The organism is Pedobacter folensis (assembly GCF_056490665.1).
Genome location: NZ_JBWJIF010000004.1, coordinates 358,886 through 385,101, shown reverse-complemented (window position 1 = coordinate 385,101; position 26,216 = coordinate 358,886). Strand labels below are relative to the sequence as shown.

The window sequence follows — 26,216 nt, the reverse complement described above, 5'->3', positions numbered from 1 at the left end:
CTTCGACAAAACTCCTGACGATTCAAATGTTGAATAAATAAAAAAGGAGTGCTTGCAACACCCCCCTTTATTATCTGTTTAGCTATTCCGTAAGCCGGAATCGATTAAAAATCAATTATTTCTTGGATAACCGCGAAACGCTTTTTGGCGTCTAAACTTTATTGCGCTTCGCACAAAACAGACTATTAAATGTACAAAATTTATATTAGAATTTTATGTACGCATCAACGCTACATACCTAAATTGCTATTAATTATGAAGTTAGTTACGGTCATATTGCTTGCCTCGTTAATGCAGGTAAGTGCAGCTTCATTTGGCCAGCTGGTTACATTAAAGGAAAAGAATGTAACATTAGAGAAAATGTTTAGGGAAATCAGACAGCAATCTGGTTATGATGTATTATTATCAACCAATACCATTAAAAGTACGGCTACTTTAAATGCGAACTTTAATAATGCTACCATTGAAGAAGTAATGGCTAAAATTATTTCAGGACGGGATTTAACCTATACTATTGAAGATAAAACCATCTTAATTAAACCTAAAGAAAAGAGTATTTTCGATAAAATTGTTAACTATTTTGCTGTTATTGAGGTAAAAGGGAAAGTATCGGATGATAATGGAAGTGGAATCCCGGGTGCCAGTATCCGTGAAAAAGGAACCACTAATTCTACCACAACCAATGCTAATGGTGAATATACAATTAGGGTAAGTGATGCCGGTACGCTTGTTTTTAGTTATGTAGGTTATAACACGATTGAATTGGAGGTTAACAACCGCACGAGAATTAACGTGAGTTTGAAAGAAAATGTTAATGATCTAAAAACAGTTGATGTAGTATCAACAGGATATCAAAATATACAGAAAAAATTATTTACGGGATCTGCAACAACCGTTAAAGGTAGTGATGTAAAACAAGATGGTGTTGTAGATGTTAGCCGGATGTTAGAAGGCCGCGTTGCAGGGGTTTCGGTACAGAATGTTTCGGGTACTTTTGGTACTGCACCAAAAATCCGCGTTCGTGGTGCTACGTCAATTTCGGGAGAGAATAAACCACTTTGGGTAGTTGATGGAATTGTATTGGAAGATATCGTTAACATTTCTAATGATCAGTTATCCAGCGGAGATGCTTTAACGCTAATCGGATCATCGGTAGCAGGAATAAATGCCGATGACATAGAAAGCTTTAACATTTTAAAGGATGCTTCGGCAACTGCACTTTATGGTGCAAGAGCCATGAACGGGGTAGTTGTAATTACAACCAAAAAAGGAAAGATCGGTAATACAACTATTAATTATAGCGGTAACTTTTCTTCTTTCTTAAAACCAAATTACGATTCCTATAACATCATGAATTCTGCAGATCAGATGTCGTTATATGCAGAGGTTTATCGTAAAGGTGGATTATCGCCAAATATTGTAAATGGGATGAATGGAGGTGTATTTGCAAAAATGTACCAGGAAATTAATAAGTATAATAGCAGCACCGGTCAATTTGGTGTTGTGAATACACCAGAAGGAAGAGCGGCATTTTTGCAAAAATACGCAACCGCTAATACCGATTGGTTTGATGTGCTTTTCAAAAATTCTTTTGTGCAGGAACATTCAATCAGTATTTCTTCGGGATCTGAAAAATCACAGCACTATTTCTCAGTTGGTTATTATAATGATAACGGATGGTCTATTGCAGATAATGTGAAGCGATATACCATGAACCTTCGTGGAAATTATACCCTTTCTCCTAAAATCAATATTGGCTTATTGGCTACAGGAGCATACAGGCAACAAAGGGCTCCGGGTACATTGGGCAGAACCAGTAATGTGGTAGAAGGAACCTATACGCGCGATTTTGATATTAACCCTTTTAGCTATGCATTAAATACTAGCCGTACAATAAGGGCTTATGATGACAATGGTAATCTGGAATATTTTACCAGAAATTATGCGCCATTTAATATCCTTAACGAAACGCAAAACAACTACATCGATTTAGATATGTTGGATATGAAAATGCAGGGGGAATTTAACTATAAGTTTATTAAAAACTTTGAATTCAGGTCTGTAGGTGCAATGCGTTATGTAAAAACAACCCGCGAGCATAAAATTACAGAATATTCGAATATGGCAACTGCTTATCGTTATGCACCAAATTCTACTATTGCCAATGCTAATATTTTCTTATACGATGATCCGGACCGTCCGGAAATTATCGATAAGGAAAGTGTACTCCCTCAAGGTGGATTTTACAATAGAAACGACGATTATCTGTTAAATTTCAATGTAAGAAATCAAATTGATTGGAAACAGGACTTTGGTAAACATGCACTTGGCGCTTTTATCGGACAGGAGATCAAATTTGCAAACCGCCAAAACAGTTTCAATAACGGTTATGGTTATCAATACGATAAAGGAGGTGAGCCATTTATTGATTACAGAATTATTAAAATGCTATTGGAAGGTAATTACAATTACTATGGCATGGATAGATTTTTTGATAGATATGCGGCCTTTTTCTTAAACGGTAGTTATTCTTACGATTCTAAATATGTATTTAACGGAACATTCAGGTACGACGGAAGTAACCGTTTGGGCGAAAGTGCTGTGGCAAGATGGCTTCCAACCTGGACCTTAAGTGCAGCCTGGAATGTAGATCAGGAAGAATTTATTAAAAATATTTCGCAAATCAGTTACTTAAAGGTAAGAGGTGGTTACGGTTTAACAGCAAGTATGGGTAGTGCCACTAACTCATCTGTAGTTTTAGCCAATAGCACCACATTAAGACCAAGGTTATCTGAAGTAGAGCCACGAATTACTTTAAATGGATTAGAGAATTCGGAACTTACCTGGGAAAAACAATATGAGGCTAACATTGGGGTAGACTTAGGTTTGTTCCAAAGCCGCTTAAATGTATCATTAGATTATTACAATAGAAAAGGTTTCGACCTGATCGGCAACTTTAGAACTTCTGGTATTGGTGGTGAATTTACAAAATCGGCCAATTATGCTGATATGAATTCACATGGATTTGAAGTCAACCTGAGCGGTATGCCTATTAAAACGACTGATTTTAAATGGAATACCACCTTTACATTTGGATACAATAAAAACACCATTACCAATTTAAAAAGTAAACCACGTATTTACGATTTAATTATCCCGGAAGGTGGCCCTAAAGAGGGTGGTGCGGTAAGAGGATTATATTCTATCGACTTTCAAAAACTAAATAACCTGGGCGTACCGGTATTTACAAACGAAAGTGGTGTAGCCAGCAGTAATGTATACGTACAAAGTACAACCACAGATTACCTTAAATACGAAGGTTCTGTTGATCCGCTTTATACTGGTGGTTTGAACAATACTTTCAATTATAAAAATTTCGCCCTAAACGTTTTTGTTTCTTATCAAGCTGGAAATAAAATCAGGTTAACAAATGTTTTTGCAACTAACTACGATGATAGTGATGCAATGCCAAGAGAATTTTTAGATAGATGGACTTTACCTGGTGATGAAACCATTACCAATGTACCATCAATTGCCGATTATTTATTAAGAAAGTCTTTAACCGGAACTTATCCTTATACGGCATACAATTATTCTTCAGATCGCGTTGCCGATGGTTCTTTTGTACGATTGAAACAAGTTTCGTTAGCATACAACCTATCTACAAAATATGCGAAATCGATCGGTTTAAACTCGTTATCGTTAAAGCTGCAAGGAAATAACATTTGGTTAATCTATGCGGATAAAAAACTGAAAGGGCAGGATCCTGAGTTCTTTGGATCTGGTGGTGTAGCACTACCAATACCTAGACAAATTACTTTATCCCTAAAAGTTGGTATTTAATAAGAATTAAAATGAAGAAATATATAATTTATTCGTTCATCACGCTTGCAGCATTTGGTTCTGGCTGTAAGAAATATTTAGAGGTATCGCCAGATCAGCGTACCAAATTAAACACGCCTGAGAAAGTTTCAGAATTATTAGTTACTGCTTATCCTGGCGGAAGTTATGTGATGGTAGCAGAAGCCATGTCTGATAACCCATCTTTTGTAAGTTTAACAGGACTTGATAAACCTGAAAACAGAGATGCTTATTATTGGAAAGATGTGCAGGGTACCGGTCAGGATACGCCCAATAACTATTGGAATAACTGTTACGAAGCGATTGCTGCTGCAAACCAGGCCTTAGATGCCATTGATAAAGCACCAGATCCTCAGAATTATACGCATCAAAGAGGAGAAGCATTAGTAGCAAGAGCCTATGCGCACTTTATGTTGGTTACTTTCTTTTCGAAGTGTTACGACAGTGCAACAGCAGCTTCCGATTTAGGTATTCCATATGTTACCACACCAGAAACAGTGGTACTGAGAAACTACGATCGCAAAACAGTGGCTTATGTTTACGAACAGATAGAAAAAGATTTGCTTGAAGGTATTCCATTAATAAAAGATGAACTTTACAGGGTACCGGCTTATCACTTTACACGTAAAGCATCATATGCTTTTGCCACACGTTTTTATTTATTTAAGAAAGATTATGAGAAGGTAATTACCTATGCTAATCTGGCTTTTCCTTCTAACAACTTTGCTACAAATGTAAGACCATGGTTTGCTTATTCAGCGCCAACCGGTGGTTCAACTGAAATTGCTCAAAACATGTCGAGCGCAGCAAATCCTGGTAATTTATTGTTAGCAGAAACTGCATCTTGGTGCGCTAGAAATTATGCAAGAGCCATTTATTCTCAAAGTCAGAATAGATTGAACACTATTATTGCCCCATTAGGTATAAGTTTAACGGCATATCAACGATACTCTTTCTCTTCAACCTTTTATTTTATACCTAAACACTACGAGCATTTTGTACGTACCAGTATAAATGCAAGTACAGGGGTTGGATATGTGATGCAAACATTATTAACATCAGAAGAGGTATTGTTAAATAGGGCTGAAGCCTATATTATGAGAGACAGGCTTAGTGATGCTTTGGTGGATATGAATACATTAATTAGCCAAAGAGTTACTGGTTATGTAGCATCTACCCACAATTTTACCGATGCAAAAATTAAAAGCTTTTATGCTTCAAGAACCTCTGATGCCAAACAGGCCTATATTTTTGCTTTATTGGATTTGAAAAGGGCAGAGTTTGTAGAAGAAGGAATGCGTTGGATGGATATTTTAAGGTATAAGTTACCTGTTAGCCATCTTGATCCGGATGGAAATACCGTAGAGTTAGCTGCTGATGATTTGAGAAGAGTTTGGCAGTTGCCAAGTGAAGTAACCTTAGCAGGAATGCAACAAAATCCTAGATAACCTAAAATTTATCAACATGAAAAAATTATATATTTTAATGCTGGCGCTCTTAGTTGCGGGTTCTGGTTGTAAAAAAGAAGACGAAAACCTTAACCGCGAAATTGTTGGGCTAGGTGGCGATAAATGGGAAGAAACTACCCTTGATAAATGGCTGTACACCAACTTTACCCAACCCTACAATCTGTATGTAAAATACAGATGGGACGGTACAGAGTACGACAATAGTAAAACCCTTACCCCTGTAAAATACGATAAGGTACAACCATTAATGGAAGTGGTAAAAGGTTCATGGATTGATCCTTACACTGCTGAGGCTGGTGCAGATTTTATAAAGAAATACTCTCCTAAACAATATGTTTTAGTTGGAAGTCTTCAATATAACTCCGGCGGTACTGTTACGCTGGGAGAAGCTGAAGGCGGAGTGAAGGTAACTTTGTTTAACGTTAACAACTTCGATAAATCTGAACGCTCAGTAGCGAAAAGAGTTTTAAAAACCATTCACCATGAATTTACCCATATTTTAAACCAGACGATTACTTATCAAAAAGAATTTCCGCTGATTACGCCGGCTGGTTATACTGCCGATTGGAACAATAGTACAGGTTTTGCAGCTAATGGTTTCATTAGTCAGTATGCACAGGCTGCACCAGGCGAAGATTATGCAGAAATGGTTTCTATTATGTTAACCGAAGGGAAGTCGGGTTACGAAGCATTGCTAAAAGCCAATACTTCTGCTACTGCTGTAGCCTCCATCAGGGCAAAAGAAGCACTGGTTGTAGCATACTTTAAGCAAACCTGGGGAATAGATTTTTACGGATTACAAACCCGGGTTCAAAAATCTTTCAATGATTTATCGCCGATAAGTTTATCAGGCTATTTAGGTTTTGGTAAAGCGTTTAGCTCCGTGAATATTAATCCCGCAACCACTACAGGTTTATCGGATGAGTTTACAACAGCTTATAATAATGCTAAAACTGCACTTTTAGCTTTAAATACCACTGCAAAATATGAACTGGATAATATGACCATTACATTTACCAGTGCAACAGAGATGCAGATGAAGGTTAATTTTCATGCTACTGCAGGAACAGCGATTGGAACAGCTTATACTGGCTTATTTACCCATACTTACGCTGCGACTGGAAACCAGGTTACGTTTACGGCTACCACCAGAGATGCAAATGCAAATGTAATTGCTACAGCTGTTGCCCCGCTAACGGGCTATTTTGTACAAAGTCCTTTATTGTTAAATTATTTTTATACTCCGGATATGAGGATAGAATATGGTGGCTTTAGAAAAACTACCAATGCTGCATCATTCACTTATGGCGTTTTAGGAAATTAATTTTATAAAACATGAAAAATAAAATTTTATATATAGCACTTGTTGTCTTGTTAATGGCGAGTTGTAAAAGGGATTCAGATCCTATTTTGGACGATCCTGATACTAGATTAACAGCAGAACTGGCTGCCAACCAAGCTAAGTTAATAGCTGCACCAAATGGATGGAAAGCTACCATTTACCCTTCGGGAGGAAAAGGTTTTTCTTTTTACTTTAAGTTTTTGGCTGACGGAAAGGTAGATATGATGGGCGATGTGAACAACGCGTCTTCTACAGCACCACAAACTAGCACTTACCGGTTAAAAGCTTTGCAAAGACCAACTTTAATTTTTGATACGTATAACTACATCCATTTAATAGCCGATCCTGATGCAAGTATCAGTGGTGGCGCAAATGCGAGTGGTTTAAAATCTGACTTTGAATTTGCTTTTGCAGGCGTTGCAGGCGATACCCTTAAATTTGAGGGAACGTTTTACGGAAATAAAATGTCGATAGTAACTTTATCTGCTGCAGAAAGCCAAAGTATATTGGCCGGCGGTTTAAAAACCATGACCGACGCCAATACAGCATATATTGCAGCGAATAAAAACCCGTATTTGCAATTTGCGGATGGAACAAAAGGAGCTTTATCTATTGATCCAACTTCAAAAACTTTAAAGCTAACCTATTTAGATAGCAAAGGAGTTGTCCAATCCAAAAGTGTAACTTTTGCTTATGGCATCAATAAACTCTCACTAAGTGCTTATTTAAATTACGGAAGTGTTTATTTTAATGAACTGTTTTACGATTCGGCAAGCAAGACTTATTATGTTATGGCTGGTACGACCAGGATTAATGTACAAAATTCTACCGTTCCAATTGTACCACTATCATTGCAATTTGGTTTCCCATCTGCTTTTGCTTATAGAAAGATCACCATAACTGGAAATGTACCAACAGGCGTTACTTCTGGATTTACGGCTGTATACAATGCCTTTTTAAGCAGTTTTGTAGCTACTGGTAGAACCGTAAGCTCTACAAGTTTTAGTTTAATTAGTAACACTGATTTCTTGGTAGAGATTAATTACTTATCTGGAACAAGTCCATTTGTCGCTTCGGCAACCTATAAGTATACCAGAGTTGGAGATGTAATAACACTTGATAACAACCCTGTGCCTAACGGAAACTGGACCACCAGGGCTGCTCAAATTAAGCCTTTATCTGACTATATGCTAACCGGTCCGTTTAAAATTGATTGGGTAAGCAGTACCAATGTTAATAGTCCTTTATTAGGAGGCTTATACCGTACTGCAGATTTAAGTTCTTTTATATACGGAACGCTATAAATAATTAAAATCTAATTTTAATCTTTCTCTCCCGTAACCCTTGCCCTAAAAAGCAAGGGTTTTTTTATGACATAATTTTTAAACCCCTCTAAGCGTTTATGCTTATATTTGTACCGAATGAAGAAGAAAGTAATTTTTATCCTGTTTGTACTGGTATGTACATTTGCGGTAAGTCCCAATGTTAATGCCCAATGCTCTATGTGTACCATTAATGCCGAACAAGGTGTTAAAAACGGGAATACACAAACCGCAGGTTTAAACACAGGTGTACTGTATCTTTTATCTCTTCCCTATTTAATGGCTGTTATTGTTGGTGTGGTGTGGTATAAAAAATACCGCAAAAAGAATGTGCACCTTAATATGAAAAAGGAACCTTTTAATTTAAATTAAAAGCATGTCTGATCAAACAACCTCAAAGCTTTACGCCATTGTACATTGTAAGTGTCCGCATTGCCGCAGGGGAGATATTTTTACCGGCAGTATGTATGGCTGGAACATTCAGCATACCAAAGAAATCTGCGGGCATTGTGCACAACGCATAGAAATTGAACCCGGTTATTTCTATGCCGCCATGTACGTAAGTTATGCCATGAACGTAATGGAGATGCTTTTTGCCAGTTTGATCACCTATTTAATTTTTGGCCCGCTTACCGATGAAACCTTCTGGCCCTATCTGATTGTTATTTTTGCAGGTTGTTTTATCCTGTATCCGTTTAACTATCGCTATTCTAGAATGATACTGCTCCATGTTTTATCGCCTAATATAAAATACAAACCGTATTACGATAAGTAATTATTGGTTAATCGTTTAAATCGTTTAGACTGGTTAATTGTGACATTCAGCGATTAAACAATTAACCGATTAACCAGTTAACCCAATGCTGTATGTTAAAAAAAGAGACCCTTAGTTTTATAAAAGATGTAGCGGAAAATAACAACCGCGAATGGTTTGCCGATAATAAAGAAGTTTATGAAAATGCAAAGGCTGATGTACTCGAACTTGTAGCGAGTATTATTCCAGAGCTGGCCAAAGCAGACCCCATGCTTCCGGCAGAGATGGACCCAAAGAAGTGCCTTTTACGCATTTATCGTGATGTACGCTTCAGCAAAAACAAAGACCCTTATAAAAATAACTTCGGCGTATGGTTCTCTACCAAAAAAGGAGGTAATGACCCTGGTTATTACCTGCACATTCAACCTGGAAAAAGTTTCATAGCCGGTGGATACTGGATGCCTGATGCGCCGCATTTAAAATTAATCAGGCAAGAGATCGATTATAATATTGGCGATTTTAAAGAAATTATAAATAACGCAGCCTTTAAGAAAAACTTTAAACTGGGTGTTGATAATGCCCTTAAAAATGCACCTAAGGGTTATGATCCCGCAGATCCAAACATCGAATTTTTAAAGTTGAAAAGCTTCGAGGCCACCACAAAAATCGACGATGCAGAATTTTTAAAACCAAACCTCGTTAATAAGTTGATAAGTTCTTTTAAAATAGTACAACCTTTAGTTGCATTTTTACGGAATGCAATAGATGGTTAATTGTATAAATCGTATAAATTGGTTATACCGCCACGATTAAACAGTTAACCGATTAACCAGTTAACCCCCAAATAAAATAATGAAAAATACCTTTCTTGCATTTGCGCTTCTCTTGTTTATCTCTTCCATAAGCTCGTGTGTTATTTTATCGCCTAAAAAGTATAAAGCTTTATTGGGTACTAAAGATTCATTGTATACTGCTTTTAACGAGGGCTTAATTAAGATTGAAAATTTAGAAAAAGAAGTAAGCAAGCTTAAAAAGGATACAACTTTAATGGCTGAAGAACTTCGCGATTTGCAGAACAACTACAATGCAATGGATGCGAGTTATAAAAAGCTGAAAAATAATTCCTCATCAGAAATCACCAAACTATCTGGCGATTTAGCTGCCCGCGAAAAACGGTTAAAAGAAGTTGAAGAAGTTTTGCGTAAACGCGATGAGGCAACCAATGCCCTGAAAGAAAAACTTCAGCAGGCTTTATTGGGTTTCACCAAAAGTGGTTTAACCGTAGAGATTAAAAATGGTAAAGTTTATGTTTCGCTAACCGATAAACTGTTGTTCCCTTCGGGAAGTATTATTATTGATGAAAAAGGAAAACAGGCCCTTACCCAATTGGCCAATGTATTAAAACAACAACCTGAAATCAACATTGCGGTAGAAGGCCATACCGATAATCAGAAAATAAACAACCTGGGGCAGATTAAAGATAACTGGGATTTAAGTGTGTTGAGGGCTACCTCTGTGGTACGTTATTTAACGGAGAACGGAAAGGTAGAAAGCGTGAGGATGACGGCTACAGGTAAAGGCGAGTTTCAGCCGCTGGGTACCAACGCCAATGCCGATGGAAGAAGCAAAAACAGAAGGATAGAGATTGTGCTTTCGCCTAAGCTGGATGAGCTTTATAATTTGATTAAATAAATCTTAACGAATAATTCTATCGGTTGGTGTCTCACCAACCGAAATGAAGGAGCGCCCATCAGCATCATCATGTTTTTTATGATTAGGAAATGGGCGGCTTGTAGTTCTTGGCAACTACAGCCCCGCTATCGCTTTATCCCGATGAACAATCGGGATGTTCGCTTTATCGGGTTTAGCAACAAGGGTTTTTGCACCCAGCAACCCAAAAATGAATAACAGAAATAACTTGTCCTTATCACAGAAAGCCTTGCCATTCGCCGGGCTTTTTTCTATAGGTTCTGATGCCGGCGGTAAGATTTTAAAATCTTAAAGGTATGTTCGAACTCATGACTGCTCAAGTTAGAATAATCGGGCATAGAGAGTTTATGTACCGTTAAAAAGTTTAGCAGTTCTTTAATTACGTTCGATACTTCTTCCGATTCTTCCGTATGTTTTAAGGTATCGATTTTGCTTAATAACAGGGCAATCTCGAACATCTTAAAATCATTCTTCCTGGTAATCTCCAGGCCAATATTCGTTTCAATAAGCGCTTGCTCGTAATTATGTGTAGCGCTGTAAAAATTGGCTTTAAAAACACTAAAGCTGGCCGATATAAAATTGGTATAATAGGTATAATCGCTGCTGATGATTTTATCAACGAACTGTATAATGCGCTGCGCTTTTTTAAAATAGTTGAGCTTGATATAGGTTTGACCCAAATGAAGCAATAAAAAAGGGGAGAAAACCGAATGTCTTACGTAAAATATATTGGGATACTTACTCAATATGGCCATAATAAAACGGTGGCATTCTGCATAACTTTTTTGAGAGAATAAGGTAATCAATACCAGCCGGTAAGAAAGTATTTCGGCAGAGGTAATCTCTTCATTTTTAAGTGGTTTACTCTGATCTATCTCCTGGCAAAGTTTTATGATTTTATCTTCGAGCGTTTTGCTCTCATTAGGTTTGTTAACCAGGTTATTGTAGAAATAAAGAATTAAATCATAAGGGTTAATCGGGAAAAGCTCGTTTAACCTTTTATAATTTCGCTTTAACAGCTGCATGGTATTGGCCAAAGCCACTTTATCTACATCGATAAGGTTAACGTTACATTCTATTACATGCAGCATAATCTGAACGTCTTCATTCAGTACATTCTCCGAAATGGTTTTGATGGTTTCCTTATACAGGTTACTCATGGTTCGCCCGGTAGCCATAATGTCGATAAAATCGATACCTATGCTTAACTTATTGAAGTTAGAATTGGGTTTACCGAGTTCGTATTTAGATACATAACAGATAAAATCGAAAGCACTGTTTTTTTCGCTGTTGGTAAATGGCAGCCTGAAAATGCTTTTTAAAGCGGCAATTTCGTTCCGGTTGATACAGAATCTGATGGCCCAGTTCAGTATATGATCTCTTCGGGAGGTTTGACCAGGGAAACTGTTTAAGATATGCTCGAAAAATGATTTACAAGGTTTATATTCAAATTTATCGGTGATCTGTATAAACAGGAAATAGGTATAAATATCGTCGTTTAAAAAACGGACAATTTCTGTCGGAATGGTTGTACTTAATCTTTTTTCTTCAATGATAATCCCGGCATGTAAAAGTTCTTCATATGCATCGGGATAACAATTGATATAACTCAGGATTTTTTCTTTAGCAACTCTTAATTTTTTATTTCCTTCTGAAATGCAATCGCTTATTTTTTTGAGGAGAAATATTTTTTCAGTGCTTTTCTTTGCAAGAAATACGCGTTTTTCTAGAAAATAATTAATTAATTCATAACATAATAAGGGGTTATTCAACTCCAGATGGTGGTTCTCATCTTTGAGCTTGAAATAAACCTGTAACCAGAATGGTGTTTTAAACTGTGCTAATAGGGGAGCGCTTACATCTGCCCGATTGATGATTTTATTTTCTATATGGCTTAGGGTATAGAGTACCTCATCAACATTTAGCGATGGTACATTGCTTAAGGTATCCTCATCATAAAATAAGCCCGTATACCAGGCTTTAGTTAAAGATGCAGAACCGTAAATAGCGGGTTGGAGATTAATCCAGCTATTTGTTCGCAGGCCAAATATGAGTTTAACAAAGTTGTTTTCTTCTATACTATATAAAAAGTCGATAAACGTTTTAAAATAATTGCTTCTGGCTAAATGTTCATCAATACCATCAACAATAATAATGAAACGGCCTTCTCTCTTTTCGGGATTTTTTTTGAAAAAACTGATTAACTCCGTCAGGCTCCCGAATTTAAATTCTTTTAAAAACCAGTCTTTTAAAGTATTTCCATTCTGGATAATGGTATTAATACTTGTAGAGTTAACCAATAATACGATATCGTTTTTGTAGAGGGCATTTTCTGATAAGAAAAAATACTCTACCATGTGTGCTAGCAATATCGATTTCCCCTGACCCGGCTGAGCACTTACGGTGGTAAACTGGTAGTTGTTTTTTAAGAAGTAATCAAAATCAGGGTAAAAAAAACTTCTGTTGGCGGTAGCATTAAACGGAACGCCCGAATTATTTTTATTCGCAATTAACGAGATTTCTGTAATGGCATGTGCTTTTAGCTTTAAATCCTGCCAGATACTTTGAACAGAGGTGGTTTGATTTTCCTTGTCTTTACAAAACGAATCCCAATCGTTATAGCCAATATATTGTGATAAGCTATTTAGAGTAAATAAAGAGAATTTATGTAAGGTGTTTGCGAAGCCAAAGAATCGCTTGATCGTTGTTTCACTTACATAATTTTTGGTTTCTTGAAATACATACTCAGAAATAATCTTACAATGAGCTGGGTCGATATTTCTCAAACCAGATTTTATAAGGACAAACTTCCTGAGTTCGATAAGGAGATCGTTAGCATTCATTAATTAACAGATGGGATGACTACCGCTAATGTCATCATAATTTCACAATTGAGGAAATCTATTCATGAAGAAAGTCCTGTATGAATAAAATGAATGAAATGGATTGCATAAAAATGAATAGCAATGGATAGGATAGGATGCTATTCTAGATTTAGATTTGTCATAATTATATAATGCCTGAAAATCATTTACCAAACAGCAGCATTAGCACATAGTAAGTCTCCTAAAATAACGCCTGACATGATGAAAACTTATACTTTCTCGTCCCGAACAGGGATAATTCGCAATACTTGTGTTGCAATCATCATTCTATTAACGCTCTTTTCCTCGAAATCGTATTCGCAAACTAAAATTTTTGCAAATACGGCTACCAAATCAGATCATGTAGACAATGCAACAAATGCAACATTAAACAACAATAACTTCGCTACGGTAAATTCGTATGGCGGAATTGCTGTTGGTATAGGGTCGTATAGTGGCGAACTGGAATTAAAATATCCGGCTTTGGTAGCTGCAGGAGTTACATCTTATATCAGAATAGATTTTGATGGCGACATCCTGAACAGGTTATTAGGCGGTAGTTTAGGTACCTTACTGGCCAATGTGGGCGGAACCGTAGTTCTTGGAAACCATTCATTCCAGGTAGGAGCCAGAAACGGTGCTTCGGCAGTACCCCCGGCAGGGAATAGTGTAGACGGATTTTCTTCAGATAATTTACGACTGGTAAAAGATGCAAATGGTTTCTTTTATATTGCAGTAACTCCTACACAGGCTTATGATAGGGTGTTTATAAAAGATGTAACCAATGCACTTTTGCTTTCAGTAGCTAATAATACAAAGGTTTATTACTCATTTTATACTTCAGGAAATGATCCTTGTGCGCAGGCATTTACTACAGGATATGAAGGTACCGGTATTACACTCGATGCCTTGCAATTGGGCAGCTCAGGGGTAACCAATAGCGAAAGGGCCATTGATACCGACCCAAATAATTTTTCTCAACTTAGTTTAGGTATACTTGGCGTGGGCTCATCCATTAGCCAAAATTTTTATTTTGCAACGCCATCAAATCCTGGCGACGATATTAACCTTCGGTTTAGTTCTACCCCTGCTTTACTAACAGCAGGACTTTTACAAAATATTTCAATTACAGCATATAACGGCGGTACCCAGGTATATACCGGATCAGTTCCAACTACCTTAAATCTGGATTTACTGGGTTTATTAAATAGTGGTCAACCGGTGTCGATACCGTTTTCTCCAGGTGCAAATGTGGTATACGACAGGGTGAAAGTAACACTGGGTTCAGTGGTTACCTTAAACCTGACGCAAACCCTTAATGTTTATGGTGTAATTCGCTCTGCAGGTAGACCAACGCCGGCGAGCACGGCCATTGCTGCATGTTATAATACTACTGTAGATTTAAACGCCACTACGCCAAATACCAATGAACTGAGATGGTATGACGCCATTGAAGGGGGAACAGCTTTACAAACAGTTGCTTTTAATGGTACTTTCACAACACCTGCATTAACTGCTTCTAAAACTTATTATGTTGCCGCCAGAAGATTAGGCTGTACAGCAGAATCGACAAGGATTCCTGTTGTAATTACAGTAAACCCACAAATTATTTTTAATGGGGCAACATTAACCAATGCGACACCAGGCTTTGCTTATTCTAAACAATTAACAGCAGCTACAGGCGGAACAGCAGGTTATACTTATGCTTTGGCTGCAGGCAGTGCCTTGCCAGCTGGCTTAACCCTGTCGCCAACTGGTGCAATTACAGGAACACCAACTGTAGCGGGTAATTCAACATTTGATGTAGTTGCAACAGATAGTAAAGGCTGTAAAGCAACTGCAACTTACAGTTTAACAGTAACAGCTTCGTTGGTATTTGCGCCAGGTACCTTGCCTGATGGTGTAACCGGAACGGTTTATCCAACACAAACTCTGCCGGCAGCTACTGGCGGAACAGGGCCATATACATATAGTGCGACAGGTGTGCCTCCGGGCTTAACATTTAATCCGGCAACCAGAGAAATTACCGGAACACCAACGCAACCTGGAACATATTCGATTCCGGTTACGGTTGTTGATGCGAACGGAAACACCATTATTTCGAACTATACGATCAAAATTACCGATCCATTGTTACTACCTGCAGCCACTTTAGCTGACGGTACAACAGGAACAGTTTATCCTACGCAGATTATTCCAAGTGCAACTGGTGGATCAACGCCTTATACTTATTCGGCAACAGGCCTTCCTCCGGGATTAACTTTTAACCCGTCAACTAAAGCCATTACCGGTACACCAACAACACCGGGAACTTATACCGTACCCGTTACGGTAACAGATGCTGACGGAAAAACGGCAACGACAAATTACAGCATTACGATAAACAGTCCATTGGTATTACCATCGGCAACTTTACCAGATGGAACAGAAAATGTGGCTTATGCTACACAAGTTCTTCCAGCTGCAACAGGTGGTGTTGGCCCTTATACTTATGTCGCTACTGATCTTCCTGCAGGCTTAACATTTAATCCGGCAACAAGAGAAGTTACAGGTACGCCAACCCAGGCAGGTAATTATGCAATAAATGTTACCGTTACCGACAGTCAAGGTAAAACAGCAAGCAACACCTATCCAGTTAAAGTAATTGGAACGTTAACCTTGCCGACAAAAACTTTACCTAACGGAATTGTAGGTACTTCATACTTACCACAAACTTTACCTGCGGTAACAGGTGGTACTTCGCCATATACTTATGTAGCTACGAACCTTCCTCCGGGATTATCGTTCAACCCGGCTACTAGAGAAATTACCGGAACGCCAACACAAGGAGGTAACTATAATATTTCTTTAACAGCAACTGATGCAAATAACAATAAAGCAACAACCACTTATGCCATAACCGTAACAGTAAATGCTCCGGTTGTAGCTTCTGCTACGGTATGTACAGGTAGTACTGCAACTTTAACGGTTAGTAACCTGCAACCAGGCGTAACTTATAACTGGTATGCTTCTACCGGAAGCACCCCATTGGTAACCGGTAACAACGGTACTTTTGTAACACCTGTTGTAAATTCGGCAACTGTGTTTTATGCTGAGGCCGTTTCCGGAACAGCAATCAGTTCAAGAACATCGGTTAGTGTTTCGGTTAATCCGCCTGCAACTTTAGCGACGGTTACGACGAATAACCAAGTGATCAACTCCGGACAAACTACAACATTAACGGCAACTGCCGACGCTGGAAATACCATCGCCTGGTTTGATGCACCATCAGCAGGAACACAGGTTGGAACAGGAACTTCGTTCACAACCCCAGCTTTAACTGCAACCAAAATTTATTATATAGAAACCACAAGCAGCAATGGCTGTAAAAGCGCAAGCCGCGTTCCGGTAACAGTAACCGTAATTAACGGCGGTGGTGCTACAGCTTGTAATGCCGCTAATGGTCAGAATACAGGTATTAATGGGATCTGTTTATTATGTGCGGTAAATGGCGCAGGTAATTCAACTGATGCTGATGCCAACAACTTCACCAGGATTTCTCTTGCTGTAGGTGTTGCCGCTACAGGTTACCAGCAATTAATTTTCCCATCTACAGGTGTGGCTACTGATAGCATCCGTTTAGATTTAGCTTTACCAACCGGTTTAGCTGATGTGGGGCTTTTAAACAACGTAACGGTAACTGTATTAAACGGTGCTACCGTGGTAAGAACAGTACAATTAAACGGTGGATTATTAAACCTTCAACTTTTATCTGGCAATCGTTTTGCAGCAACTGTTTTGGCAGGTGGTGCGTATGATAGGGTTCAGGTAAGCTTTGGTGCATTAGTTTCGGCTTTAACCAGCTTAGATATTTATGGTGCAACCGTAGTTTATCCTAATCCAACATTTATTGCTGGTGCACAATCTATTTGTTCGGGCAGTACAGCAACCTTAAGTGCAACTGCAAATGGTGGCACAACCTTAACCTGGTTCGACGCACCAACAGGTGGAACGCAAGTGGGAACAGGAGCCAACTTCACTACTCCTGCTTTAACCACCACTACTACTTATTATGTTCAGGTAACTAAAGGAACCTGTTCAAATACAACAAGGGTTCCGGTAACAATTACGGTTAATCCGGCAATTGTATTCGCAGGTATTACTTTAACCAATGCAACCATTGCATCTCCTTACAGCAAACAACTTCCGGTTGCTACCGGCGGTACACCAGGTTATACTTATGCCTTAGCTGCCGGCAGTACTTTACCAGCTGGTTTAACATTATCGCCAAGTGGTTTGGTAAGTGGAACACCAACTGCAACGGGTAACCCAACATTCGATGTTGTGGCCACCGATACCAAAGGCTGTAGCACAACTGCTACTTTTACCTTAACGGTAACACCAGCATTAGCGTTGGCTCCGGGAGCATTGCCTAACGGCGTAACCGGTACGCCATATACTACAAACGGAATTCCGGCTGCAACAGGCGGAACAGGTCCTTATACTTATTCGGCTACTGGTGTTCCTCCAGGATTAACCTTTAATCCGGCAACAAGAGAAATTACAGGTACGCCAACTCAAATCGGAACATTTACGATTCCGGTAACCGTAACAGATGCCAATGGCAATACCATTACATCAAACTATACGCTTAAAGTAACCGATCCTTTGGTATTACCAGCGGCAACTTTAGCCAACGGAACCACAGGAACTGTTTACCCTACACAAACTATTCCATCTGCAACAGGTGGAACGACACCTTATACTTATGCGGCAACTGGTCTTCCTCCGGGATTAACTTTTGATCCGGCTACAAGAGCAATTTCAGGAACGCCAACACAAGCAGGTACATTCACTGTACCGGTAACGGTGACCGATGCTGACGGAAAAACAGCAACCAATAATTATAGCATTACGGTTGTTAATCCTCTAGTGTTACCAGCAGCAACTTTGCCTGATGGAACTGAAGGAACAGTATATGCTACACAAACTCTGCCTTCGGCAACTGGTGGTGTTGGTCCATATACTTATGTAGCAACTAATCTTCCAGCGGGATTAACTTTTAACCCTGCAACAAGAGAAGTTTCGGGTACACCTACACAAGCCGGAAATTATTCAATTGGCGTAACGGCTACCGATAGTGAAGGCAGAACCGCAAGTAATACTTATGCACTTAAAGTAATAGGTGTATTATCATTACCTGGTGCAACTTTACCAAACGGTATTGTAGGTACACCATACCCAACGCAAACTTTGCCAGCGGTAACCGGTGGAACAGCGCCATATACTTATTTAGCAACAAACCTTCCTCCGGGATTAAGTTTTAATACGGCAACAAGAGAAATTACAGGAACACCAACTTTAGGTGGAACGTTTACCATCTCTTTAACCGCAACAGATGCCAACGGAAACAAAGCAACAACAGCCTATAGCTTAACCGTAACGGTTGATGCACCAGTGGTTGCAGCAGCTACAGTGTGTGCCGGAAGCCCTGCTACCTTAAGCGTTAGCAATTTGCAAGCTGGTGTTACCTATAACTGGTATGCTTCTACCGGAAGTACACCTTTGGTGACCAATAATACAGGTGTTTTTGTAACACCTGCAGTAACTGCTCCAACAGTATTTTATGTAGAGGCGGTATCAGGAACAGCTGTAAGTTCAAGAACTGCAGTTAATGTTTCGGTTAACCCACCAGCAACTGCGGCAACAGTAACCACCAACAGCCAGGTAATTAACGCCGGACAGTCGACTACTTTATTGGCAACGGCTGATGCCGGAAATACCATTCAATGGTACGATGCTGCTACAGGTGGAACACAGGTAGGCGCAGGAACTTCATTTACTACACCAACATTATCGGCTACTACTACTTATTATGTAGAAACTACCAATGCCAGTGGTTGTAAAAGTGCAAGCCGTGTACCAGTAACCGTTACCGTATTAAATAACGGTGGTGGTACTGCATGTAACGCTGCTAATTCACAAAATTCAGGTATAAACGGAATTTGTTTATTGTGCGGTATAACCGGCGCAGGAAATTCTACTGATGCTGATCCTGCTAACTTTACCAGAATATCTCTTTCTGTAGGTGTAGGTGGCTCAGGTTACCAACAATTAATTTTCCCTAACGCTGGAACTGCTACAGATAGTCTTCGTTTAGACTTAGCATTACCAACCGGTTTAGCTGATGTTGGTTTATTAAACAACGTAACGGTTACCGTATTAAATGGTACTACCGTTGTAAAAACAGTACAATTAAACGGCGGATTATTAAATCTCCAGCTGTTATCAGGTAACCGTTTCACTGCAACCATATTAGCAGGCGGTGCTTATGATAGGGTACAGGTAAGCTTCGGCGCATTAGTTACAGCTTTAACCAGTTTAGATGTTTATGGTGCAACGGTAATTTATCCTAACCCAACGGTAACCGCAGGTGCTCAAACCATCTGTGCCGGAAGCACTGCAACTTTAACTGCAACAGCAAACGGTGGTACAACATTAGCCTGGTACGATGCCGCAACCGGTGGTACACAATTGGCCACTGGCGAAACATTTACTACACCAGCTTTAACCGCTACGACCACTTATTATATTCAGGTAAGCAAAGGTGGTTGTCCGAACGTAACAAGAGTTCCGGTAACGGTAACGGTTACACCAGCATTACCAACACCAGTATTGGCCACAATTGCTAATGTTTGTGAAGGATCATCAGCAACTTTATCGGTTGCTAATCCAGATGCTGCGGTAACTTATAAATGGTACGATGCTGCAGTAGGTGGAAACCTGGTTTTCACAGGCGCAGTGTTCCCAACACCAGCATTAACGGCAGCTACTACCTATTATGTTGAAGCCGCTCAAGGAAACTGTACAAGTGCTGCACGTGCTGCGGCGGCTGTGTCCGTAAATCCTCGTCCGGTTTTACCTGTAGTAACTGCAAGTTCATCAACAGTAAGTGCAGGGCAAACTGCAATTTTAACAGCCAGCTCGGCAGATCCAACCAATACTTTCAATTGGTATACTTCTAATACTTCAACTACACCAGTTTATGTAGGCGCTACTTATGTTACTCCTCCATTATTGGCTACTACAACCTATTATGTAGAATCTGTTTCTACCAATGGTTGTACTTCTGCAAGTCGCGTTCAGGTAACCATCACCGTTGATGGAAACGGATCTCCAAATCCGGTACCATGCGAGGCGGCAACCACACAAGTTGGTGGCGTTACAGGTGTAGCTTTATTATCAGGCGTGTTTAACCCAACATTAGCGATTGATAACGATACACAGACCGCATCTTCACTGGTTATGCCGGTTGGTGCACTTGGTGCATCAGTTTATCAAAGAGTTGGTTTCGGTTCGTTATCTAAAGTTGGCGATACCGTACGTGTTCTGGTATCATCACCAGGAAAACTATTATCACTTTCGTTATTAGGAAACGCTTCTATTACCACTTATGTTGGAACCAACAGCAATGGTGATTCGAGATTGTTAAATGATAACTTAATCAATATTCAATTGCTAAGCGGTAATACCCAGGCCTTGATCACTTTTGTACCAACGAATGTTTTCGATGGAGTAGAAGTAAGGTTAAACTCTGGTTTATTAGGTGCTTTAACATCAATCAACTTAAATTACGCACAACGTATTTTAGTGGCACCAACAGTAGCATCAGCAAATGTTACGGCTTGTGTGGGCCAAACCGCTCAGCTTGAGGTAAGCAACCCATCAGCAAGTTTAACTTACAGGTGGTACGATGCCACAGGCACTTACCTAACTGGTAAAGACGGTATCATATTTACCACACCAGTATTAACAGGCGATACTAAATTCTATGTTGCCGCAGTTTCTGCAACAGGTTGCGTAAGTTATAAAACAGTAGTTAACGTGACCACCAACCCGGCACCGGTAACACCAGATTTATTATCAGCATCTGTTAATACTTGTCCGAATACATCGGTTACTTTCCAGGTTAAAAATCCAATTGTAGGCACAACCTATAACTGGTACGATACAGCAGTATCTACAACCGTATTGTTTACAGGTGATAACTTTACAACACCATTAATTGCAGCCAACAGAAGTTATTTCGTAGCAGCGGTAAATGGCTGCGGTAGCTCGTCAACAAGAACTGAGGCTAAAATTATATTGGGTACTATAGATGTTCCGGTAATTACGCCGCCATCAATTACCATCAGTGAAGGTTCTGTTGCCGTATTAAAAGCAACTTCGAGTACTGCAGGTGCAACCATTAACTGGTACACTACTGCAAACGGACTGGTTCCGGTATATACTGGTGAAACTTATGTAACGCCACAATTAACCGCAACTACAACTTATTACGTAGAAGCTACTGTTCCAGGTGGATGTACTGCAACAAGCAGGGCAACGGTAACGGTTACCGTAATTCCTAATGGTACACCAGTAACCACACCTTGTGGAGCGGCTACCACAACAGTTGCAAGCGGTGTAACGGGCGTAGCTTTACTGGCTGGTGTTTTCAATCCAACTTTTGCGGTTGATAACGATATCAATACCGGATCTAGTTTAGTTATACCAGTGGGATTACTTGGTGCATCTGTTTATCACCAGGTTGGCTTTACCGGATTATCAAATGTAGGCGATACTTTAAGAGTGAAAATTACTACGCCGGGTGCATTGCTTTCGGTAGGGGTGTTAAACAACTTAACGGTAACTACTTTCCAGGGTACAACCAGCAATAACGATGCGGTTTCAATATCGAACCCATTAATCAGTTTAAAATTATTATCAGGCGGTACATCTGCTATATTAACCTTCGTTCCAACCAGTAAATTTGATGGAGCAGAATTGAGGTTAAGCTCGGGCTTATTAGGCGCATTAACATCTGTTAATTTAGATTATGCACAGCGCGTAATCACCACACCTACCGTTAGCGCAGCTACAGCAAGTGCTTGTCAAGGTTCATCTGCAACATTGAGCGTGCAGAATCCACAAGCAGGTGTAGTGTACAAATGGTACTTGGGCTCAACTTATCAGGCAGGAAAAGACGGAACAACTTTCACAACAGATCCAACTTTAACTGCAGGTACTTATACGTATTCGGTAACGGCAACAGCTAATGGTTGCGAGACTTTAGGAACCAAAGTAGTGGTAACTATCTTACCTCCGGCAGTAGCACCGATTCCCTCTACTACCAACCCAGCCACAACTTGTATCGGCTCATCTGCTACCTTAAGTGTACAGGCAGTGGCAGGTATTACTTATAACTGGTACGATGCGGCTACAGGCGGCAACATGTTGGTAACCAACAACAGTAGCTTTACTACACCTGCATCGCTTGCAGTAGGACCACATGATTACTATGTGGAAGCCGTAAGTGGAGCGGGTTGTTCAAACTCAACACGTACCAAGGTTTCTATTACAGTTAATCCAGCAGCAGTTGCTGCCGATGTAACAGTAACCGGAACAACATCATTATGTGCTTCTGGAACAGCAGTGCTTACTGCAAGCAGTACAACAGTAACCAGTCCGGTGTTTACCTGGTACAGCGATGCCGCCTTAACACAGGTAGCTTTTGTAGGTGCCGTATTTAATACACCAGCCATTACTGTAACGACTAAATATTATGTTACCGTTAGTGGCACAAATAAATGTGCAAATACAGCAGGTAATGCAAAAGAGGTAACCGTAACGGTTAACCCAGTTGCTGGTCCTACTGATATTAACTTAGCAGGAACAAGCACCATTTGCGGTGGCTCTTCTGTTACTTTAAATGCAACCAGCACCACAGTAACCAACCCGATATTTACCTGGTATAGTGATGCGGCTTTAACTACTGTAGCGTTTACAGGTGCTAACTTTATTACACCTGCACTTAATGCAACCACCACTTATTATGTAACAGTTAAAGGCGATAATAAATGTGAGAATACAGCAGCTACTGCAAAATCGATTACCATCACTGTTAATCCGGCAGCTACTGATTCAGATATTGCCATCAATGGTATAACAACGATCTGTAAAGGATCAACAGCCGCACTGTCTGCTTCAACAACAACAGTAATTAATCCGGTATTTACCTGGTATAGCAATGCAGCATTAACCACTGTAGCTCATGTAGGTGCCAGCTTTACTACACCTGCACTTAGTGCCACCACTACTTACTATGTAACCGTAAGAGGTGATAATAAATGTGAGAATTTAGCGGCAAATGCTAAGGTAGTTACCGTAACCGTTAAAGAATTTGCAACAGCTGCAGATATTGCAGTAAGCAATGCTAAAATCTGTTCAGGTTCTACTGTAATGTTAATGGCTTCGAGTACAACAGTAACCCAGCCAGTATTTACATGGTATAGCGATGCTTCATTAACCAGTGTAGTATTTACGGGTCCAACGTTTACCGTAACCGGATTAACGGCCACCACTACTTATTATGTAAGCGTTAAAGGTGCCAATAAATGTGAAAACACTGCAGCTGATGCTAAAGCAGTAACCGTGACGGTTAATCCATTGGCAACAACTACCGATATTATTCTAAACGGAAGCACATCTGCTTGCGCAGGATCATCGGCCGTATTAAGTGCAACATCACCAACAGTAACTAATCCGGTATTTACCTGGTATAGTGATGCCGCTTTAACCAATGTAAGTTTCATTGGCGCAACCTATACTACACCTGCTTTAAACAGCACTACCACTTATTATGTAACGGTTAAAGGCGATAATAAATGTGAAAATGCACCGGGTACAGCCAGGGTAATTACGATAACCGTTAATCCGGTTGCTACTGCTGCCGATATAACAGCAACTGATGCCACAATCTGCTCAGGATCTGGAACGACGTTAGTAGCCAGTACAACTACCGTAACCAATCCAACATTTACCTGGTACAACGATGCGGCCTTAACTTCGGTAGCTTACGTAGGTACATCATTCGTTACCCCTGTATTAACTGCAACAACTAAATATTATGTTACAGTTAAAGGTGATAACAAGTGTGAAAACTCAGGTATTACGGCTAAAGTGGTAACGGTTAATGTTAATCAAGGTGCAACAGCTGCGGATATTACCTTATCAACTCCGGCTAGAATATGTGGTTCCGGAACAGCGGTAATCAATGCAAGTTCAACAACTGTAACCAATCCGGTATTTACGTGGTATAACGATGCTTCGTTAACCAGTGTGGCCTTTACCGGACCAATATTTACCACTCCTGTATTAACAGCTACTAAAACTTATTATGTAACGGTTAAAGGAAGCAATAAATGTGAAAACACTGCGGCGAACGCGAAAACAGTAACTGTTACTGTTAATCCAAATGCGGTGGCAACAGATATTACCGTAAACGGATCAACTTCAGTTTGTGCAAGCACGGCAGCAACATTAGCAGCAAGCAGCACAACGGTGACTAATCCAATATTTACCTGGTATAGCGATGCTACCTTAAATACAGTGGTATTTACCGGCTCAGTGTTTACTACTCCGGTATTAACAGCAAACGCCACATACTATGTGACAGTTAAAGGTGATAACAAATGTGAAAATACCGCTGCAACAGCAAGGGCTGTAGCCATTACCGTAAATGCATTACCTAACAATCCAGTGGTATCTGGTCCGAATGGTGGTGTTTGTGCAGGCGATGGAGCAACACTAACCGTAACAAATGCACAAGCAGGAGTAACCTACGAATGGTACAATGCAGCAGTTGCGGGTAATTTATTATTCACCGGTACAACATTTAATACTACCGCTTTAAGTGCCACAACAGATTACTACATTTTAGCAATCGGTACGGGAGGTTGTAACAACAACGGTGGCCGTGTTAAAGTAACGGTAACTGTAAATGCGAAACCTACGGTACCAACAGTGGCAGCAACATCTGTTAGTGTTTGTACAGGAAGTCCGGCTGTATTAACGGTTACCAACCCTCAAACTGGGGTAACCTACAATTGGTACACCGCAGCAATAGGCGGAACGTTAGCAGGAACAGGCGTAAACTTTACAACACCTGCAGTTAACGCAAACATCACTTATTATGTTGAAGGTGCAAACGGAACTTGTATTTCATCATCTAGAACGCCAGTAAATGTAATTGCACTACCAGTACCAGTTGCACCAGCATCGGTAACAGCAGCAAACGGAACACTTTGCTCAGGTAGTTCAACCATATTAACGGTTAATAATCCGGTAACAGGATTAGTTTACAGATGGTATGCAGCAAGCTCTGGCGGACCTGTATTAGCAGAAGGTATAACCTTTACTACACCAAACTTAACGGCTACCACAATCTATTACGTAGAAGCAGTAGCAGTGGGTGGTTGTGCAAGTCCAACAAGAACGGGTGTTACGGTGAATGTATTGCCGGTATTAGAAAAACCAGTAGTAGTGGTACAAAGCACAACACCAAACAGTGTAACCTTTGCATGGGCTGCGGTTGCAGGTGCTACGGCATACGAAGTTTCGTTAGATAATGGTTTAACCTGGATCAATCCAACAAGTGGATCAACAGGAACAACCTATTTAGCTACAGGCTTGAAACCAGATCAAAGTGTAACCATTATTGTAAGGGCCAGAGGTCAGCTTGAGTGCCAAACCAGCGCAAATTCTACTCCGGTAACTGGTAAAGCTGCTAATCCTTTTGGAGATCAGGTTTACATACCAAATGCATTTACGCCGAATAACGACGGTAAGAATGATACCTTCTTAATCTACGGTAACACCATATCAAGCGCCAAAATGAGTATTTACACACAATGGGGTCAGTTGATATTCCAATCAGACAATGTAGCAAATGGATGGGATGGAACTTTTAAAGGTGTAAATCAACCAATTGGTGTGTATGTGTATATGGTTGATATCACCTTCACCAATGGAACAACATCGTTGAGAAAAGGTACAGTAACGCTGATTAGATAAGAAGAGGATTAATAATAAACA

The 26,216-nt window shown here is 39.9% G+C and carries 10 protein-coding genes; 9 read left to right on the top strand and 1 reads right to left on the bottom strand.

The genetic code is table 11. The features are described from left to right. The first annotated feature begins 255 nt into the window (after window positions 1-255). From AC04QZ_RS21275 to AC04QZ_RS21240, 8 genes are all read left to right on the top strand, one after another. Window positions 256-3,843 carry a SusC/RagA family TonB-linked outer membrane protein gene (locus tag AC04QZ_RS21275; RefSeq protein ID WP_478359378.1) on the top strand — a complete coding sequence of 1,196 codons (3,588 nt, stop codon included), beginning with the start codon at window positions 256-258 and terminating at the stop codon, window positions 3,841-3,843. An 11-nt stretch (window positions 3,844-3,854) separates the two neighbouring features. After that, window positions 3,855-5,309 (top strand): RagB/SusD family nutrient uptake outer membrane protein, encoded by a 1,455-nt coding sequence (locus AC04QZ_RS21270; RefSeq protein ID WP_478359377.1) that lies wholly within the window; start codon window positions 3,855-3,857, stop codon window positions 5,307-5,309. A gap of 16 nt (window positions 5,310-5,325) precedes the next feature. Then, window positions 5,326-6,654, top strand: a complete 1,329-nt coding sequence (locus AC04QZ_RS21265; protein ID WP_478359376.1) for a zinc-binding metallopeptidase — start codon at window positions 5,326-5,328, stop codon at window positions 6,652-6,654. Window positions 6,655-6,665: 11 nt separating this feature from the next. Beyond that, window positions 6,666-7,976 (top strand): DUF4302 domain-containing protein, encoded by a 1,311-nt coding sequence (locus AC04QZ_RS21260; protein WP_478359375.1) that lies wholly within the window; start codon window positions 6,666-6,668, stop codon window positions 7,974-7,976. Window positions 7,977-8,093: 117 nt separating this feature from the next. After that, window positions 8,094-8,366, top strand: coding sequence for a hypothetical protein (locus AC04QZ_RS21255; protein WP_086547878.1), 273 nt, complete (start codon window positions 8,094-8,096; stop codon window positions 8,364-8,366). Between the two features lie 4 nt (window positions 8,367-8,370). Next, the gene (locus tag AC04QZ_RS21250) at window positions 8,371-8,769 is read left to right on the top strand and encodes a DUF983 domain-containing protein (protein WP_478359374.1); all 399 of its coding nucleotides are present in this window, start codon (window positions 8,371-8,373) and stop codon (window positions 8,767-8,769) included. Window positions 8,770-8,861: 92 nt separating this feature from the next. Beyond that, on the top strand, window positions 8,862-9,521 hold the full coding sequence (locus tag AC04QZ_RS21245) for a DUF2461 domain-containing protein (protein ID WP_478359373.1): 660 nt from the start codon (window positions 8,862-8,864) through the stop codon (window positions 9,519-9,521). Window positions 9,522-9,600: 79 nt separating this feature from the next. Then, window positions 9,601-10,440: an OmpA/MotB family protein gene (locus tag AC04QZ_RS21240; RefSeq protein WP_478359372.1), complete on the top strand. Its 840-nt coding sequence runs from the start codon at window positions 9,601-9,603 to the stop codon at window positions 10,438-10,440. A 269-nt stretch (window positions 10,441-10,709) separates the two neighbouring features. Here the strand turns inward: AC04QZ_RS21240 and AC04QZ_RS21235 are convergent, their stop codons facing one another. Beyond that, window positions 10,710-13,244 (bottom strand): hypothetical protein, encoded by a 2,535-nt coding sequence (locus AC04QZ_RS21235; protein WP_478359371.1) that lies wholly within the window; start codon window positions 13,242-13,244, stop codon window positions 10,710-10,712. Between the two features lie 297 nt (window positions 13,245-13,541). Here AC04QZ_RS21235 and AC04QZ_RS21230 point away from each other — a divergent pair, with 297 nt between their 5' ends. Continuing rightward, window positions 13,542-26,195 (top strand): Ig-like domain-containing protein, encoded by a 12,654-nt coding sequence (locus AC04QZ_RS21230; RefSeq protein WP_478359370.1) that lies wholly within the window; start codon window positions 13,542-13,544, stop codon window positions 26,193-26,195. Window positions 26,196-26,216: the final 21 nt, after the last annotated feature.

What these genes read in the sequence shown, in the direction of transcription:
- AC04QZ_RS21275 (WP_478359378.1), top strand. Translation starts at nt 256, where the DNA reads ATGAAGTTAGTTACGGTCATATTGCTTGCCTCGTTAATGCAGGTAAGT.
- AC04QZ_RS21270 (WP_478359377.1), top strand. Translation starts at nt 3,855, where the DNA reads ATGAAGAAATATATAATTTATTCGTTCATCACGCTTGCAGCATTTGGT.
- AC04QZ_RS21265 (WP_478359376.1), top strand. Translation starts at nt 5,326, where the DNA reads ATGAAAAAATTATATATTTTAATGCTGGCGCTCTTAGTTGCGGGTTCT.
- AC04QZ_RS21260 (WP_478359375.1), top strand. Translation starts at nt 6,666, where the DNA reads ATGAAAAATAAAATTTTATATATAGCACTTGTTGTCTTGTTAATGGCG.
- AC04QZ_RS21255 (WP_086547878.1), top strand. Translation starts at nt 8,094, where the DNA reads ATGAAGAAGAAAGTAATTTTTATCCTGTTTGTACTGGTATGTACATTT.
- AC04QZ_RS21250 (WP_478359374.1), top strand. Translation starts at nt 8,371, where the DNA reads ATGTCTGATCAAACAACCTCAAAGCTTTACGCCATTGTACATTGTAAG.
- AC04QZ_RS21245 (WP_478359373.1), top strand. Translation starts at nt 8,862, where the DNA reads ATGTTAAAAAAAGAGACCCTTAGTTTTATAAAAGATGTAGCGGAAAAT.
- AC04QZ_RS21240 (WP_478359372.1), top strand. Translation starts at nt 9,601, where the DNA reads ATGAAAAATACCTTTCTTGCATTTGCGCTTCTCTTGTTTATCTCTTCC.
- AC04QZ_RS21230 (WP_478359370.1), top strand. Translation starts at nt 13,542, where the DNA reads ATGATGAAAACTTATACTTTCTCGTCCCGAACAGGGATAATTCGCAAT.